Raw genomic sequence first — 18,476 nt, forward strand, 5'->3', positions numbered from 1 at the left:
AGGCGGGGGATGCGTCCCGCGCAGGCAAATGAACGACATGCGAAAACGGAGTGGTGAACGATGAACGAGGACGACTACCTGGATGATGATGGGCTCTTCGCCATTCCCGAAGACGATGGTGGCTGGCCTGGCGCCGACGCGGACCAATCCGAGGAGGACGAGGCCTGGCAGCTGCATCTGCGTGACCTACGCGAGGGCTCCGCCTCCGCCGCCGGGCCGGCATCGTCGGCCGCCGCGGCTCAACCGGCGCCGTCCGTCGCCGCACCCGTCTTCGCCCAAGGTGACGCGCTCGCGGCGCTGAAGCAGTACTTCGGCTATGACTCGTTCCGCGCCGGCCAGCAGGACCTCGTCGACGCCATCCTCGCCGGCCACGACGTGCTGGGCGTCATGCCCACCGGCGCCGGCAAATCGATCTGCTACCAGGTGCCGGCCACCATGCTGCCGGGCCTGACCATCGTCATCTCGCCGCTGATCTCGCTGATGCGCGACCAGGTCGACGCGCTGAACGACACCGGCATCGCCGCCGCGTTCGTCAACACCACACAAAGCGCCGACGAGCAGGGCATGGTCCTGGCCCAGGCCGCCCGCGGCGATGTGCGGATGCTCTACGTGGCCCCCGAACGGCTGGAGACCTCGCGGTTCCGCACCTTCGCCTCGCGCGTCAACATCTCGCTGGTCACCGTCGACGAGGCGCACTGCGTCTCCCAATGGGGGCAGGATTTCCGCTCCTCCTACCTCGGCATCGGCGAGTTCATCGCCTCGCTGCCCCAGCGTCCGACCCTTGCCGCGTTCACCGCCACCGCCACCGAGAAGGTGCGCCGAGATATCGTCAGGCTGCTGGGCCTGCGCCGCCCCAAGATCACCGTCACCGGCTTCGACCGGCCGAACCTCTATTTCGACATCATCAACATGCCGACCAAACGCAAGAACGCCTGGATCGCCGACTACGCCGCCGGCCACGCCGACGAATCCGGCATCGTCTACTGCGCCACGCGCAAGGAGACCGAGGCGCTCGCCGACGCGCTCAACCGGCGGGGCGTCAAGGCCGTCGCCTACCACGGCGGCATGTCGGCCGAGGTGCGCAACAAGGCCCAGCGCGACTTCGTAACCGACACGGTGCCGGTCGTGGTGGCCACCAACGCCTTCGGCATGGGCATCGACAAATCCAACGTGCGCTACGTCATCCACCACAACATGCCGGAGAGCATCGAGGCCTACTACCAGGAGGCCGGGCGCGCCGGAAGAGACGGCGAGCCGAGCCGGTGCACGCTGCTGTGGAACGAGTCCGACATCGTCACCCGCCGCAGGCTGCTCGACATGGATTCCGACAACGAGCGGCTCAGCCCCGAGCAACAGGAGGTCGTGCGCGCCAGCCACCGCCGCCTGCTCAACGCCATGATCGGCTACTGCCGCACCACCGAGTGCCTGCACCGCTACATGACCCGGTATTTCGCCGATCCCAACGGCGTGGAGACCGCGGCCGCGGCAGGGGAGTCCGGCAACGGCGGCATGACGGACGGAACCGCCGGCAACGCTCAGGGGCGCGATAAGCCGGAAGCCGAGAAGTGCGGCAACTGTGCGAACTGCGAAAGCACCTTCTCCACCATCGACGTCACCGACACGGCCCGTGCCATAAGCCGATGCGTCCACGACCTCAACCAGAGCTTCGGCATGGGCAAGATCGTCGCCGTGCTGCGCGGATCCAAGGCCCAGGACCTCATCAGCCGCCGCCTGGACCAGGTGCCCAGCTACGGCGCGCTGCACGAGGTGCCCGACGCCCGCATACGCGACGTGCTCAACCAGATGGCCACCGACCGCTATCTGTCCATCTCCGAAGGCCGTCTGCCGATCGTGCGTTTCGGCGCCCGCGCCGCCGAGACCGCGCAGGCCGACTTCCACTATGAGATCAAGCGCATCGAGCGCCGCCGTTCGTCCGCCGCGTCGTCCTCCGGTGCCGCGTTCGGTTCGTACGATGCCGATGCCGCGGGCGCTTCAGGCACCTCGGGTTCGGCGGCCTATGGCGACTATGAGCCGAGCGAGGAGGACGAGGCCCTCTTCCAGAAGTTCCGCGAGTTGCGGCGCGACATCGCCCGCGAGATCGGCAAGCCGCCCTACATCGTCTTCTCCGACAAGACCCTGCGCGACATGGCCCGCATCAAGCCGGTCACCGACGCCCAGTTCCTGGCGGTCAACGGCGTCGGCGAGAACAAGCTGCACCTCTACGGCCCCCGTTTCATGGACGTGGTCCGCTCGGACTAGCCGCCGGCTGAGGCCGCCGATTCAGGTTGTGGACGGCGCGCGCCTGCCTATCCCAATGGCGTGCTAGGGTGACAACCACAAGCAGCGATCCGCCATCAACGGGGAGCTTTCGGAAGAACGGTAGTGGCCTGAAATAAGGTCGCAAGCCCAGTAGAACCGACGGGATGGGCCCGACACAGCCCGACTCAAGCGGTCGTTTCCGCAGCATCCATGAGGTGCCTGCCAGGGGCGACAAGCGAGGTGGTACCGCGGTGCCGGGGCGCGTCAACGATGCGTCGCCAACATCGTCCTCGTGGTAGTAACGATGACCTGCCAAGCGAGGAGACAACGGTGAGCGAATCCACCAATGCACATGTGTACCCCAAGGCGTCCCTAGGTGCGGAAAGCGCGCACGTCGCGCCCAACCCGAGCTTCCCCAAGATGGAGGAGTCGGTGCTCGACTACTGGGACAAGGACGACACCTTCGAGAAATCAGTCGAGCGCAACCCCAGCGGCGACCACAGCGACAACGAGTTCGTCTTCTTCGACGGCCCGCCCTTCGCCAACGGCCTGCCGCACTACGGACACCTCCTGACCGGCTACGCCAAGGACGTCATTCCGCGCTACCAGACCATGAAGGGCCGCAAGGTCAACCGCGTCTTCGGCTGGGACACCCACGGCCTGCCCGCCGAGCTCGAGGCGCAGAAGGAACTGGGCATCGAGTCCGTCGACCAGATCGAGCAGATGGGCATCGAGAAGTTCAACGACGCCTGCCGCACCTCCGTACTGAAATACACCAACGAGTGGAAGGACTACGTCCACCGCCAGGCCCGCTGGGTCGACTTCGAGCACGGCTACAAGACCCTCGACACCACCTATATGGAGTCGGTGATGTGGGCCTTCAAGACCCTCTACGACAAGGGCCTGGCCTACAAGGGCTACCGCGTGCTACCCTACTGCCCCAAGGACCGCACCCCGCTTTCCGCGCACGAGCTGCGCATGGACTCCGACGTCTACCAGGACCGCCAGGACACCACCGTCTCCGTCGCCGTCAGGATGCGCGACGAGGACGACGCCTACGCCGTCTTCTGGACCACGACGCCCTGGACCACCCCCACCAACTTCCTGATCGTGGTCGGCAATGACATCGATTACGTCGAGGTCAGGCCCACCGAAGGCAAGTTCGCCGGCAAGAAGTTCTACCTCGGCAAGCCGCTGCTCGGCTCCTATGCCAAGGAACTCGGCGAGAACTACGAGGTCGTCCGCGAGCTCAAGGGCAAGGAACTGGTCGGCCGCCGCTACTGGCCGGTCTTCCCGTACTTCGCCGGTGACGAGGCCGAGAGCGAGGGCCATGTGCCCGGCCCGAACGCCTACCAGATTCTCGCCGCCGACTACGTCGACACCGTCGAGGGCACCGGCCTGGTCCACCAGGCTCCCTATGGCGAGGACGATATGAACACGTTGAACGCCGCCGGTGTCAACTCCATCGATGTGCTCGACGCCAGCTGCACCTTCACCTCCGCCTGCCCGGACTATGAGGGCATGTACGTCTTCGACGCGAACCTGCCGATCCTGCGCAACCTGCGCGCCGGCGACGGCCCGCTCGCCCGCGTCCCCGAGGAGCGCCGCGCCCTGCTCTTCCAGGAGAAGAGCTACGTGCACTCCTACCCGCACTGCTGGCGCTGTGGCACCCCGCTGATCTACAAGCCGGTCTCCTCGTGGTTCGTCTCCGTGACCAAGGTGAAGGACCGCCTGCTGGAGAACAACCAGAAGGTCAACTGGATCCCCGAGAACGTCAAGGACGGCCAGTTCGGCAAGTGGCTGCAGAACGCCCGCGACTGGTCTATCTCGCGCAACCGCTTCTGGGGCTCGCCGATTCCCGTCTGGGTCTCGGACGACCCGAAGTACCCGCGCGTCGACGTCTACGGTTCGCTCGATGAGCTCAAGGCCGACTTCGGCGACTACCCGCGTGACGGCGAGGGCAAGGTCAACATGCACCGGCCCTACATCGACAACCTGACGCGCGTCAACCCCGACGACCCGACCGGCAAGTCGCATATGCACCGCATCTCCGACGTGCTCGACTGCTGGTTCGAGTCCGGCTCGATGCCCTTCGCGCAGTTCCATTACCCCTTCGAGAACAAGGAGTACTTCGAGCAGCACTTCCCGGCCGACTACGTCGTGGAGTACATCGGCCAGACCCGCGGCTGGTTCTACGTCCAGCATGTGCTGGCGACGGCCCTCTTCGACCGCCCGGCCTTCAAGAACGTCATCTGCCACGGCATCGTGCTCGGCGACGACGGACAGAAGATGAGCAAGCACCTGCGCAATTACCCGGACGTCAACGGCGTGTTCAACGACTACGGCTCCGACGCGATGCGCTGGTTCCTCATGTCCTCGCCGATCCTGCGCGGCGGCAACCTCATCGTCACCGCCGACGGCATCCGCGACACCGTGCGCCAGGTGTTGCTGCCGGTGTGGAGCTCGTACTACTTCTTCACGCTCTACGCCAACGCGGCCAACGGCGGCAAGGGTTACGACGCCCGCGCGCTCAAGCCCGAAGAGGTGGCCGGCCTGCCCAACATGGACCGCTATCTGCTGGCCCGCACCCGCCGCCTGGTGGTCTCGGTGGAGCACGCGCTCGACACCTTCGCCATCTCCGAGGCCTGCGCCGACGTGCAGGACTTCATCGACATGCTCACCAACTGGTACATCCGCAACAACCGCGAACGCTTCTGGAACGAGGACGGGAGCGCCTTCAACACCCTCTACACCGTGCTCGAGGTGCTCATGCGCGTCATGGCGCCGCTCGCCCCGATGGAGGCCGAGTCGATCTGGCGCGGCCTGATCGGCGGGGAATCGGTACATCTTGCCGAGTGGCCGTTCGTCACCGTCTCCGACGAGGAATCGCACGATGTCGGCGCGAACGCCGAGTCCGCCAGCGAGCTCAACGCCGGCAAGGCGACCGAACTGGGCCGCGTGCTGGTCGACGAGCCGGCGCTGGTCGAGGCCATGGAGCAGGTGCGCGAGGTCGTCTCCGGCACGCTCTCGCTGCGCAAGTCCTGCCAGATCCGCGTGCGCCAGCCCCTGGCCAAGCTCACCGTGCTGGTCGACGACCCCGACGGCGTCGCCGATTACGACGACATCCTCAAGACCGAGCTCAACGTCAAGACCGTGGAGTTCTCCACCATCGCCGACGCCGGCAAGCACGGTCTGAAGATCGTGCACGACCTCAAGGTCAACGCCCGCAAGGCCGGCCCGAGGCTGGGCAAGCAGGTGCAGTTCGCCATCAAGGCCTCCAAGTCCGGGGCCTGGCATGTCGACGAGTCTGGCGCGCCCGTGGTCGAGACGCCGAACGGCGACCTCGCGCTGGTCGAGGGCGAGTACACGCTGGTCAACCAGGTCGAGGAGGTCGAGGCCAAGGACCGCGCCAACGACGTCTCCGCCTCGCTTCCCGGTGGCGGCTTCGTCATCCTCGATACCGAGCTCAACGATGACCTGATCGCCGAAGGCTACGCCCGCGACGCCATCCGCGCCGTGCAGGACGCCCGCAAGGCCGCCGACCTCGACATCGCCGACCGCATCAGCCTGAAGCTCGATGTGCCGGCCGCCGATGCGCCCAAGGCCGAGCAGTTCCGCGACCTGATCGCCCACGAGACGCTCGCCACCTCGCTCGAGATCAGCGCCGACGCCTCTGCCGACGAGCTGAAGGTCACGGTGGCCAAGGTCTGAGCGGGGCGCAAGGACACCGCTAGCTGAGCGACCAACGGCCGCACGAATCCTCAAGGGTCCGTGCGGTCGTTGCCTTTGCCGTTGCTATTGCCGTCGACTTTGTCATGGACCGATAGGAGATTGCGCGTTCGTGCGAAGCCGGCCGGCGGCTCGGAACATGCCGCTTGACCGTCTGTCGCCCGTCATTCCGGGGGACTCGCCGTGGAACCCAAACCTCGAAATATCGGTTATACTATTTAAGTGGTTGAAGCTAATACTTCAATGACGTTGCGCCCGTAGCCCAATGGATTAGAGCAGCTGACTACGGATCAGCAGGTTACAGGTTCGAATCCTGCCGGGCGCACTTTCTTTCTTTTTTATCTTTTATTTATTTGATTTCCAGCAGTACTGATTTATGTCATTGCTGTCCGTGATTTCCCAAGACCTATGTGCTGCCATTTGTGTTGTGTCGGCGGATTCCCTCGGTCTCTTCGGCTATAGCCCGCTGTGACCCTTATAATCAGTCCCTTTCAGATACGACGACAGCCGCCGCTCCGATGTCAATGAATTCGGAAGCGACGGCTGCCAGGCTATGCGAGAGTAGACGAGCATGTGCGAAAAGTTCGCAGTCGCAGCCATGCTCGAGCGAAAGCCCTGATCCCGATCAGAGGAACTTCTTCGCGATGGGCAGCGCCTTGTGGTAGTGGCCGATGGACGGCATCACCGTCTTGTCGCCGACCTGGCTCTCCTTGAGCCCCAGCGACTGGATGAGCGTGGGCGCGACGTCCTGGAGCGTGTGCAGCCTGCGGTAGCGCCACATCGTGCCGTTGATGCAGATGGTCGGCGTCGAGAAGCGGTGCTCGCCACGGATGTCGACGAAGAGCTCCTTGCGCTGGATGGTGTAGTCGTTGGCCTTCTGCGCGAAGTCCTTGTAGGTGCCGTCGGTGGCGTGCGTGGCCACGTCCCGGCTCACGCCCGCCTTGAGGGCCTGGGCGACGATCTGCTGGTCGCTGACGTCCCTGCCGTTCTCGCGGCTCGGCTGGTAGTTCTTCTCGAAGAGCGCTGAGGCGAAGTCGAGTGCCTTGCCGGGCTCGTGCGCGGCGACGTAGGTGAAGGCGCTGGCCGCACGCACCGAATAATGGTGCTTCGAGTTGTGGTCGAGGAAGGTGAGAGGATGGATGTAGAGGTTGATCTGCCCGGCCGACTGCAGCTTCTTCAGCGTCGGCGCGATCTTCTGGTCGAGGTTGGCGCAGTTGGGGCACAGGAAGTCGACGTAGAGGTCGACGTCGGGTGCCTGGGCGTTGTAGGCCTTGGTCGTGAACGCCGGCACGCCGCCCTGCTTGGTGGTCCGCGCGGGCTTCGTGGCCAGGGATTGCAGCTGATCGTAGGAATGCTTGAGGCCATGCTGCTTGTTCCAGTAGCCGTACCCCGCGGCGAGCACGATCACGACCACCAGAATCGCGGCGATGATGGCGAAGATTGCCTTGATGAGCTTGGAGGAGGTCTGCCGGGGGAGCGCTGCGGCCTGTGGTACTGACGGAGCGCCGCTGGCCGGCTGTCCGCCGTTCGCCGCTGCCTCGCCCTTGCCTGCAGCGGCCTCGACAATGTCGATGGAGGAGTCGTCGGTTTCGTTTGCCTTCGGGGCCTCGTTCGTCGGGTTGGAATCGTTTGTGCTGCCCATTTCGCCTTCTCGTGTCATGTTGCGACAGTCTCTCGTCGCTCATCCAGCATCATTTGGACATGATGCTAGTTTTCAGCGTACTACGTAACCGGGGGTGTTGACAACGTCAAGGCCATAATCTTGTTATGACATTCACGTTGACGTCAAGATAAACGTGAGGAAAGGCTGAAAACGGGCGATGACGGTTTGACGGCCGTCCGCGATTTCTCATACTCGGGGATGATTGCCAGGGCCTGATCGTGCGTTTAGACTTGGGGTCGATACGAGAGGCGGCGCGAAGGTCGTCGTCGGAGTCCGGGAGTTTCGCCGGCTTCGTTCTCGGTGGGTCGCCGTCGCCTTTCGGTGTGCTGGTTCGCCGGAAAACGAACGGCAAGAAAAACGATATCAATCTGAATCGAATCATGAATGACAGATGAGCCGGCCGTGCTCGCAACGGCGGTCGGAAGGAAACGGAACGGAGGCGAAGTGGATATGGAGACGAAGGACGATAGGTCGGCAATGCAAGGGGAGGCGTCAAGGAGCATGGAACACGAGACGGCAAAACGGGATTCGACGTATGACGCACAGGCGGCACGGCAACAAGTAAGCCAGCTGGCGGGGGAGGGGAACGAGGCGAAGGCAAGTGTTGACGTCAAACCCGCGCCCTCCTCGCTGGAAGCCGGGAACCGTGCGGACCGGGAGACTCGGGCGAACGCCGGGCCCGAGGCAGGCAGGGCGGCGGCGGGTCCGGCTGGCGAGATGGCTTCTGCGCCGTCGCGTCACCGGCGCTTCGGGCTGACCACCTTCGACATCAAGATGATCGGCGTGGTGCTGATGGTGGTCGACCATGTCCACCAGATGTTCGCCTCCCAGGGCGCGCCCAACTGGCTCGATTGGTTCGGCCGGCCCGTCGCCACGCTGTTCTTCTTCGTCAGCGTCATCGGCTTCTCCCACACGCACAGCAAGCGGACCTACATGGTGCGGCTCTACGTGTGCATGGCGCTGATGGGCGCGCTTGACTTCGGGCTGCAGCAGGTGGTCGGCTACGACGGTGCGGAACTGGTCAACAACATCTTCCGCGACCTGTTCATCGGCACGCTGTTCATGGCCGCCGTCGACTGCTTCGAGGCCGCGTTCAAGAAGGGTGGAAACGGGGAGTCTGCGGTTTCCGACGTGGATGTGCGCGGCGGCGATGGGCGTATCGGTTCGGTGCATGGTGTTGGGGATCGCGCCGCTGAGAGCGCAGCTGCGACGGGTGGTTTCGATACCGACTCGGCTGCGATGTATGCGGGCGCACATGCCGGCGGCGTCACCCGTGGTTTCCGCGTCAGGAAGACGCTGGAGGGTCTGCTGCTCTTCGCGCTGCCGTTCGTGCTCTCGCTGGCGCTGCTGCCGTTCATGGCCCAGGCCAACGGCACCGAAAGCGGCGCGATGCTCTGGACCTTGCGCGCGCTCACCGTGCTTGACCCCGCGATCCTGTTGGCGGAGAACACCGTCATGGTGCTGCTCATCCCGGTGATGTACGCCCTGCGAAACGTGCGGCACGGCCGGATCTGGCAGTGCGTCGCCATCGCCGTGGTCGCCGCGCTCTACGCGCTCGCCGGCCAGACCCAGTGGATGATGGTCTTCGCCGTCATCCCGATCCTGCTCTACAACGGCGCCAAGGGTCGCGGCGACAAATATTTCTTTTACGTTTTCTACCCCGCCCACATCGCCGCGCTGTATGTGCTGGCAAGCATACTGTAATTTCTTCACTCATATAAATATTCGTGTTATACTCTCTATTGCCAGCTATTAACCAACGACAATAGAGAGGAGGTCGAAATGAGATTCGAAGATTGGCTGCAACTAATCCTCGGTGTCTTGGAAATCACTGATGTGATTATTAAGACGCTGACCTAATATCAAGAATAGCAGGCGGGGTTGGGTAAAAGCAACCACGTCTGTTGTAGTCTGTGATATTTCATTGAGGCATGAGATAGGAAATTACTGTTTCATACGTTATTTCCCAAGCGAACCTTGGGACTTCATTGAAGTTGGCTGTGTCCCATAGAACGGGCACAGCTAGCTTCAAGCCCTTATGATGTACTACAATCTTAATAACCGTTCAAAAACAACGATGTTCAACAACAATCGAGAGGAATGCATAGATGCGTGAACTCAGTCTGGAAGATCTCAATGCCGCGGCCAAGATTGGCGGGCCAAGCACACTATCGGAAAAGACGATGTTGGAACCGGCAGCAGGTCCGGAAGGCATCGTCGCGCCGGCAAAATATGTGGATGATAAGTCAGCGACGTATGTGTTCGAGGATAGGTTTGTCGATGGCCAATCCAAGAAAACGGTATTGATTGACTCCCGCACCTCGCAGAACAATCGCCTTGAGGACTATATTTCTAAGGCCATTAAAGAAGGGCACTCGGTGTTCTCAAAGATGCCGAGGATTCAGGTGACCTATCAGAGTGACGATGGCGCAGGGGAGGTGCGTGAAGAGCATTATCTGGATGTGGATCTGCCGCATCGTGCGTTCGACGCACACATCAGGGTCGGCTTAGTCGATGGCGTTTCGACCTCACAGCTGCCGCAATATATCGAAGCCAGGAACTCCACGCTTGCGGACATGCGCGCGATTTTCGATCTGTCTCCCATTACCGTTGCGATGGGCGCTTGGGACTCGACGCGTAACAAGAACCAGCTTCGTATCGCCTCGTCGTTCAACGGCGAGATCATCGGGGTCCTCGCCAACCAAGAGGATGGGAAAGCTGTGTATCGTGCCGGCGCGCGTGTGGATCCCGTCGCCGCGAGTATTAAGTTCAACAAAAGTGAAGCACAAGAAATTGAGAACGCAATACATGATGATTTGAGCGAGAAGACCAGCGGCAGCTTCGCTAAGGATGGCAAGGGGTCAACAATCGGTCTCGGTGCGATTCCGCCGACTGCCGGAAGAAACAGCTCCCTTGATGGCATTGCCGTCAGCAGCGTCATCCGTACCCATGTGCTGAGCTTCAGCACGCTGCGTTCGATGAGCTTCAACGCAGGCAAAGACGGCGATGAGGCAATACGTGCGCTGCTTGCAGCCATGTTGCTCGACGCCATGGCCGGCAGCAACACCGAATTGAACCTACGCGCCAACTGCATGCTCCGGGAGTCCGCGAAGCCGCTGACGGTTCTGGACAAGCGTTTCGGCGAGCAGGAAGAGCTCGAGATGCTGACTCTGGACCATGCCGACGAGCTTTTGGAACAGGCCTATCAGCAGGCACACGACAAGGCGGGAGTCGATTGGAGCGGTCAGGTTCTGGAAGTGGAAGGCAACCAGCTGGTCCTGAGCCATGCTTCGGATAAAGATTCGGAAAATGACTAGTGGGTGCTGAGATGTCATTTATCATTTCCGTACATTTCCTGATGGGTACCTATCAGGGCGCTGATGACACCGGTCGACCTGAGGCGTATCCGTCGCCGGAGCGCTTGTACAAGGCGTTGGTTTCCGTCGCCCACACCGTATTCGGTTTTCGTTCCGGCGTCTCGGCTGAGGAAGAACATCTGAGCGATGATGCCATCGCCGCCGCTTTGCAGTGGTTTGAGCGCAATCCTCCTGATGCGATTTACTTGCCCCGCAAAATACGTCGTAACGGTCGCAGAAAGCATGATACTTTCACGTATAGGGACAAGGGATATTGGAACAAGGCTCAGGGCGTCAAAACTATCGATGCCGTCACCGGACGTCAGGATATACGCAGCTCCAAGGCATCGAGAGTAGGTATCGCCACCGCTTATGACGATGACGAAGCCGATGGCAATTTGGCATGGCAATGGGCAGAAGCTCCGGACGAACACATTCGCGAAGCCCTTGCAAGGTTGTGCTGGGAAGTGCCATATCTTGGCGAGGCCTGTTCGCCGGTTTCCCTGAGCGCTCACGAAATGGGCGAGGGTACCTATCCGTTGTCTGGGTCGTTGGAAATTGATAGACAGCTGTCATTGAGGCATGCATCCATCAGCGAGGAATTCCAGGTTCCAGACGAGGGGCATCTTCAGGAGCTTGAAGATGGGTATGCGCAGGCGAACCCGAAAAAGAAGACGAAGAAAATCGCCTTTTCGGAGCACGAAAACACGGTGGTTTCCGATTCCCTGACGCAGCATGTGCGCAATGTCGGCTATCTCCGTCCCTCGTTGCAGGACGATTCGAAGAAGCTCCGCGCTCCATGGTCCCTTGGTGTTTTCATTCCCGTCGAGGTCTTGGGCGACAAGCAGGCGCAGTGGCAGCCGCGGGAGTCACAGTATGTGGCTTGGTGTGTCGCGTTGCACCGTCTTCTGGTGCGGCTGGGCGGATACGGTGTGACCCCGGTCTTGACCGGAAAATACGAGCCAGACATCGAACGGCCAGCCAACAACGTCGCCATTCAGATATTGAGCGATGGAGGTCTGCCAATCGCCCCTGAAATGCTGGAGCGCATGAACCTGCCTGGATTCTTGGTCATGATACCGAGGAGTGCCTCGGGCGCGGATGTCAGCACCATCATTTCGTTGTGCGAATCCTTGAAAGGGCGCAGGCTCTATTTCTCCAAGAATTACGAGACGCTGCGCCTGGGCGAAGCCGTGACCGATATCGATCTGTCCCAATTCTGGGAATCGGTTCGCACTGGTTGCCGTCGCTTCTGGACGCCTTCGCCTTTCTGCCTGCGTGAGACCCGGTCCATTCCGAGCGAGGATCCGGGCAAGCGGTGGAAGGCCCGCGAGGACATGGCATTGGCCGTTGGCCACGTGTGGCGAAAGAATTTCAAGCCTTCTGCCCCCTGCGCTTCGAAGGAAGAGGAGTATTGGGGATTTGTGGACAACGTGTTGGAAACGGATTCGCCTGCGGGAATCGTTTCGGCACGGATCGTCGCCAGAACGCAGATGGGCGATTACGCGCATAGGTCCGATCCCTCGACGCCATTGCTGGGCGTGATGGCATCGATGCGTTTGGACTTGGTGACTGAAAGGGAAGTGGTGGCCATCGGGCAGAGCAGACACCTGGGCGGTGGCTTGCTGGTGCCGGTCGACTATCCGGAACGGCTGGCGGACGATATTGTGGGCGGAGGCAGACGCTGATGGATTCCAAGCTTCAGAACTATGTCGATACGCGGTTCGACCGATTCGTGGCGGCCATTCATGGTGGGCGCCATCCATATCAGTGGCAGCGGCGGTTGATGCATTATGTCATCGATCATGGCCACTGGCCGGATGAGATCGCGGCACCTACCGGAGCGGGGAAGACCATGGTCATGGATATCCATGTGTTCCTCAATGCCCTTGCGGGATTGGTTAAGCCGGACAATTCCGAAGACGGCAACGCTAATTTGGATCCGGAATTGCAGCAGCTTACCGAAATGGGTATCGCGCATATTCCACGCCGATTGGTAATGACGGTCAACAGACGTTCCCTCGTCGATGACCAATATGACGAGGCGATGGACTTGGCAAGCCGTATCGAAAGTGCGGAAGCGCAGTCTGAAGGCTCCATTCTCTCTGAGATCAGGGATGGTCTCATCCGTCGTGCCGGTACTGTTCGCGACATCAATGGCAAACCCCAATGCATCGAGGACTGTTCCCCCTGCCGGGTGACTCGCTTGCGCGGCGGCGAGGCGACGGACAATGCCAAGAACCAGTGGCGTTATTACCCGACTCAATGCCAGATTTTCTGTGCCACTCCTGATATGTTCGGCAGTCGTCTGCTGTTCCGGGGATATGGCATCACCAAGGCCGCACGTCCTATGGAAGCGGGTCTGTTCGCCTATGACACTGTCCTGATCCTCGACGAGGCGCATCTCGCCCGGCAGTTGGCCCAGACTGCGACCGATGTGTCGCGTCTTGAGGGTCTCCAGAAGAGCGAAGTGGCGAAGTTCGCGTCACCGCTGCAGGTTGTGCGGACCACGGCGACTCCCGCAGACACCGGAGAAATCGAATCGGTGGGCGTGGAAGCTGAAGATTTTCAGAAAGATACAGATCTCTGCAGTAGACTGACTCGTCCGAAGCCTGTTGCCTTGGACGAAGTGGAGTGTTCCGACAAAGAGTACGCTGAACATATCGCGCAGCGGTGCATGGAGCAGCTGTCGAATATACAAGAAGGTTACCGCGGCGTCGTGGGCTGCATCGTCAACAAGGTGGATACCGCTGGCAGGGTGGCTCATGCCTTGACGGAGGCACTGGGAAAGACCGATCAGTATGATGGCAATTCGTCGAAGAACGCGGTGTGTTGTTTCGTCGGACCGATGAGGCCGTACGATAAGAACCAATTGAAGAGTGTGTTCTCGGAAATTTGTGGTAAGACGGAGCGGAATTCTGGACTGCGATTCGTAATCGGTACGCAGACCCTTGAGGTCGGCATCGATGCGGATTTCAGCGCGTTGGTCACCGAATTGGCCCCGGTCAATTCTCTGGTGCAGCGCGCGGGACGCGTGAACCGTCGGGGATCGCGCGATAACGGTCCCATCACTGTAGTAATCCGAAAAAATGAGAAGAAGCAAGGCGCGTATCACCAGAAAGATTTGGAGCTCTCGCTTGCGTGGCTGCAATTTGAGCATGGGGCGAATCGTGATCTCAGCGCTTGGAACTGTGTGAAGCATCCTGTGTCGCCACCCGAGCTGGATCGCATGGCGTTGCAGCGCTTGGAAATCTGGGATGCCGAGAACCTGTCATGTACGGATGAGCAGTTGGCCGCCGATCACGCTTCCTATGGCCGTAGCCCAGCCGATATCAATCTATGGCTTCGCGATGAGCTGGCGTCTGATGATGGCCCGGGCGTCGGTGTGGTGGTTCGTGATTTGCCGGCGGATGGCGCCGACGCGGCACAGTTGGTGTCTTCCGCGCCTCCTGTGGCCGAGGAATCCTTCCCGATGCGGAACTATGCCCAGTTTGACGATATCGAGAAGGCATATGAAAAGAATCAGGAGGAGATTAGGAAGGCATTCAAGAAGGGCCAGAAGAAGAAAGAACCGTTTGGTCCTTTGGTGATCTATCGGCCATCTGCTGATGACAAGGGCATTCCGTGGGACCGTAAGACTGACTTGAAGACGCTGGTTCAGTCAGGTGATACATTGGTCGTGAGCACATCGGCTTCGCTGTTCGACTCGGGAACCCATGTGCTGAGCTGTTCCGGAGGCAAGGCGAATCAGGCTGAGGATGACGTCTACAACAAGTGTCAGGACTCTGGATGGGTGCTGGAAGCCCGAAAGTCCGGTGACGAGGATGGACGCTATCGTATCTTGGACGATTTGGATGGGAAGTATGCTGCCAATGGTCAGGATACAGAGACGGGGGATGACCATCTCGTTATGCCGACACTTCGACAGATTGCCGATGAGATCGGGCATAAGTTCGCTGAGGATGTATTCGGAGATTCTTACGATCCCGAAACTAGAGTCAACGTCTATCCGGCGATAAAGGTGGATGCTGAGCGTGAGAACCAGTCTGATCGAATTTGGATATCCGTACAGCCGTTGAAGAATCTTGATGAGGATGAGCTGCAGGAGATTCGAGTTGATGGCAGCAATCGTATCGTCTATCTCAATACGCCGGACGGGCACCAGCCGTGTGTTGCAAGGCGAGCCTCGGACTTGGCGACGATTCTGGGCTTTGATGGGCAGGTTTGCGATGAATTGGCGAATGCCGGTCTTCACCATGACGATGGGAAAAAGGACTGGCGTTTCCAGAAGTTGCTGCGTTATCGGCTCAGCAAGTCCGAAACTGACGATGATTCAACATATCTCGCCAAAAGCCGTTTCTATTCCGTCTCATGGGAGAAACGGATGCGAAACCAGCTGAGTCTGGCTGGCTGGCGGCATGAGCAACGTTCCGCGGCGGAATACTGGGCAGACCCTGACCAAAAAGACGGCGAATATGATACGGATTTGATCACACGGCTGATCGGGACCTCGCATGGTCATGGACGGTCAGCGTTCAGGGCTTCGGCCGCAACGGCGATTCCTGAGAGCGTGGCGGGTAAGGACATGCGGCGCAACTCTGATCTGGCGATGGAACCGGCCATAGCCAGTGCGCGCAATCTGTTTGACACGGGCTTATGGCAGACCATCGTCCATCGCACGGATTGGAAATACGGCTTCTGGGGAGTCTCCTATCTCGAAGCCATTCTGCGTGCTGCGGACATCACCGTCTCCAAGGAAGGATGATTGAGCATGGGTCTTGAATTGAGAGGCAGCTGTGAGGATGCTTTCGCGCACCTGTATCTGGTGGGATTGGCTTCGATCCTCGAGGACGCCGATCCAAGCCGTCGACGGATTTGCCAGATACGGTGGAAAGACCAAGAGCATGCGGTGCTGGAAAGTAGTGACGACGTCTCATGGAGGCAATGTGCCGAAATCGTCCACGAGCACGCGTTGCGTTGGAGCGAATCCGATTGGCTTCATGCCGGAGGAGAGTACTGGGAATCGCCGAAGGAGGATGGGGCCAAATCAAAGAAGAAGGTCTCGCCCGTGCGGGCGACATTGAGCCCGAGGCTTGGCAAACCGAATACCAGAGGATCCTGGCAGAAGCTGGAACGTGATCGACATAGGGCCATCGACCAATTGGAGACGCCCCTCGACTATGAGTACATAGGTGCGCTGGGCGAGCCTTCATACTGGTCAGGCGACATGGGCAAAGACAAGAACTACACTCCCGATCGTGGAGCATCCCGTTGGGAGATGGTGGCCCGCAACCGAGGGCAGGAATTCGTTTCCGGCCGTCTGCTGCCTCTTGCCCAGGCCGTGGCCAGGCGAGATGTCGATGCGGTATTGAACGGTTTGAAGGGTGAGAGCGTCGTCGACGAGGTGGGGAAGGACAGCCAGCAAAGCCGTACACCCACCGGTTTGAGAAGGCCGAGCAAAACCGACAACGCCCAGGCATGGTGCGCGTTGTTTGGGGTTTCGGCATTCCCGCAATCCAAGTCGACCACGAAGGATCGAGGCGCCACCGCCGGGTTCTTCAGAATCAGGGGACACGGCCAATATGTTGTCCTGCCGATTTTCGAGCAGTTCTGGACCTTGCAAAAGTATCGCTCGGTGGTGCGTAGCCTTTGGCTGGAACAGGCAGCGGTCGGCAAAGTGGATGCCGATGATGAGACGAACAGCGGAAGTGGGTTTGGTTCCTTCGCCGGCAACCAATGGCTGAAGGAGCAAGGCGTCGTCCTGTGCGCGCTTTTCCCGCAGTACGTTTCCGGCAATGCCTCGGCTCCGGAGCGTTGGCTGCAGAAGGGTGAGCTGTTCGACGTCTCTGGAGATGGACGATGAAACAGGAAGCCGCCGACCCGATCCCCATCAGTCTCGTTGCCAATTACATGTTTTGCCCGCGGCGTGCCTGGCTTGAGGCGGTTGGCGAGAAGGTGAGCTCGGCTCAGATAGCCGCTGGCACCTATGGACATCGTAAGGTCGACAGATTCGACAAGGCTCCCGATGCCGATTCGTTCCAGGCGGTCAATATCCGCCATGAGGAATGGGGCGTGACCGGCAGGTTGGATGCGGCGCGGATGACCGACGATGGGGTCATCATCCGCGAATACAAGGCGACTCCGGTCAAGCGCGCGATGGTGGTGACCGACGCGATGCGGATTCAATTGGCGTTGCAGGCCGCCTGTCTTAAGGACATGGGCTTTGAAGTGGCCGGCACCGAAATATTCTTCATCACCCACCATCGGCGGGTGGAGGTCGATCTCGAGGAAGAGGATTACCGCGACGCCAAGCGTGCCGTCGACGAGACGCGGGCGCTGATCGATGCGGATATGGCTCCGCAACCGTTGGAGGATAGCGAACGCTGCATGCGATGCTCCCATGTGGGCATTTGCCTGCCGGAAGAAAGGAAGCTGGGTGCGGTCAGGCACCGGGTCATGGTCTCTTCGCCGGACAACCAGGTCACCCATCTGGCCACGCCGGGAGCGAAGGTCTTCAGCAGGTCCGGCCGCATGGTGGTCTACAAAGGCGGCGAGCAGCTCGCGGCCGTGCCGTTGAATACGATTCAGGGATTGCAGGTCCATGGCAATACGGATTTGTCGAGCGGGCTGATCCGGGAGCTCATGTGGCGCGATATCCCGATTCTCTGGTGCAGCGGCACCGGAAGGCTCTACGGGTGGACGGTACCGTCGTACGGGCCCAATGGAGAGGCGCGCGTTGACCAGCATGTCGCTTCCCACGAAGGACGTTTGGGGCTCGCCCGTGAGTTCATCATCGCCAAGGTCCATAACCAGTCGGTGCTCCTAAGACGGTCGAGCAAGGACAATCCCGTGCTGGAACAGTTGCGGGGCATCGAGAAACAGCTGTCGAACGCGAACCGCTGGCAGGATATCCTGGGTTTGGAGGGCGAGGGTGCGGCGCTGTATTTCTCCCAGTTCCAGCAACTGATCAAGCCCAGGAAGTGCGGTGAATGGCAGTGGGTGGCGAGAATGAGAAGGCCGGCGCCGGACCCGCTGAACTCCCTGCTGGACTTTACCTATACGCTGTTGCTATCGGATTGCGTCAGGGCGCTGATCTCATGCGGCCTTGATCCCCATGCCGGGTTCCTGCATAGCAGCAAGAGGAACAAGCCTGCGTTGGCGTTGGACCTTATGGAGGAGTTCCGGGCTCCGATCGCGGATTCGGTCGTTCAGTCGGTGGTGAACAACGGCGAGGTCAAGGCTTCCGGATTCACGGATATCCTTGGTTCGATACGGATGAGGGACGTCACGAGAAAAGCGCTTGTGGCGGCGTACGAAAGGCGCATGGCCACGGAGATCACCCATCCCATATTCGGCTACAAGGCCTCGTGGAGGAGGACGGTCGAAATTCAGGCAAGGATGATTCTGGGATATTTGGACGGCACGCAATCCTCATATAAAGGGATACGGATCAGGTAGGGAAGCGGCTC

General features: G+C 60.4%; 9 protein-coding genes and 1 tRNA gene. 9 read left to right on the forward strand and 1 reads right to left on the reverse strand.

The features are described 5' to 3' along the window. Positions 1–60 precede the first annotated feature (60 nt). From PT282_RS02825 to PT282_RS02835, 3 genes are all read left to right on the forward strand, one after another. Positions 61–2,259, forward strand: a complete 2,199-nt coding sequence (locus PT282_RS02825) for a RecQ family ATP-dependent DNA helicase (RefSeq protein WP_277168065.1) — start codon at positions 61–63, stop codon at positions 2,257–2,259. A gap of 330 nt (positions 2,260–2,589) precedes the next feature. Then, positions 2,590–5,970, forward strand: a complete 3,381-nt coding sequence (gene ileS / locus PT282_RS02830) for a mupirocin-resistant isoleucine--tRNA ligase (protein WP_277168066.1) — start codon at positions 2,590–2,592, stop codon at positions 5,968–5,970. A 269-nt stretch (positions 5,971–6,239) separates the two neighbouring features. Next, positions 6,240–6,313 (forward strand) — tRNA-Arg (locus tag PT282_RS02835). A 300-nt stretch (positions 6,314–6,613) separates the two neighbouring features. Here PT282_RS02835 and PT282_RS02840 read toward each other — a convergent pair. Beyond that, complete coding sequence (locus tag PT282_RS02840) at positions 6,614–7,630, reverse strand: DsbA family protein (protein WP_277168067.1); 1,017 nt, start codon at positions 7,628–7,630, stop codon at positions 6,614–6,616. A gap of 522 nt (positions 7,631–8,152) precedes the next feature. On the opposite strand from PT282_RS02840, the gene PT282_RS02845 reads away from it, so the two are divergent. The 6 genes from PT282_RS02845 to cas1 all read left to right on the forward strand — a co-directional run bounded on the left by PT282_RS02845 (position 8,153) and on the right by cas1 (position 18,465). Next, the gene (locus PT282_RS02845; protein WP_277168068.1) at positions 8,153–9,355 is read left to right on the forward strand and encodes a TraX family protein; all 1,203 of its coding nucleotides are present in this window, start codon (positions 8,153–8,155) and stop codon (positions 9,353–9,355) included. Positions 9,356–9,759: 404 nt separating this feature from the next. Further along, complete coding sequence (locus PT282_RS02850) at positions 9,760–10,968, forward strand: type I-U CRISPR-associated protein Cas7 (RefSeq protein ID WP_277168069.1); 1,209 nt, start codon at positions 9,760–9,762, stop codon at positions 10,966–10,968. Between the two features lie 11 nt (positions 10,969–10,979). Next, entirely contained in the window at positions 10,980–12,695 is a 1,716-nt protein-coding gene (csb2, locus tag PT282_RS02855; RefSeq protein ID WP_277168070.1) for a type I-U CRISPR-associated protein Csb2, read from the forward strand. After that, positions 12,695–15,772, forward strand: a complete 3,078-nt coding sequence (gene cas3u, locus PT282_RS02860; RefSeq protein WP_277168071.1) for a type I-U CRISPR-associated helicase/endonuclease Cas3 — start codon at positions 12,695–12,697, stop codon at positions 15,770–15,772. Before csb2 ends, cas3u begins: the two co-directional genes overlap by 1 nt. Before the next feature lie 6 nt (positions 15,773–15,778). Further along, on the forward strand, positions 15,779–16,870 hold the full coding sequence (locus PT282_RS02865) for a hypothetical protein (RefSeq protein ID WP_277168072.1): 1,092 nt from the start codon (positions 15,779–15,781) through the stop codon (positions 16,868–16,870). Next, positions 16,867–18,465 carry a CRISPR-associated endonuclease Cas1 gene (cas1, locus tag PT282_RS02870; protein WP_277168073.1) on the forward strand — a complete coding sequence of 533 codons (1,599 nt, stop codon included), beginning with the start codon at positions 16,867–16,869 and terminating at the stop codon, positions 18,463–18,465. Before PT282_RS02865 ends, cas1 begins: the two co-directional genes overlap by 4 nt. Positions 18,466–18,476: the final 11 nt, after the last annotated feature.

Source organism: Bifidobacterium sp. ESL0763 (assembly GCF_029433395.1).
In the GTDB taxonomy this organism is placed as follows: domain Bacteria; phylum Actinomycetota; class Actinomycetes; order Actinomycetales; family Bifidobacteriaceae; genus Bifidobacterium.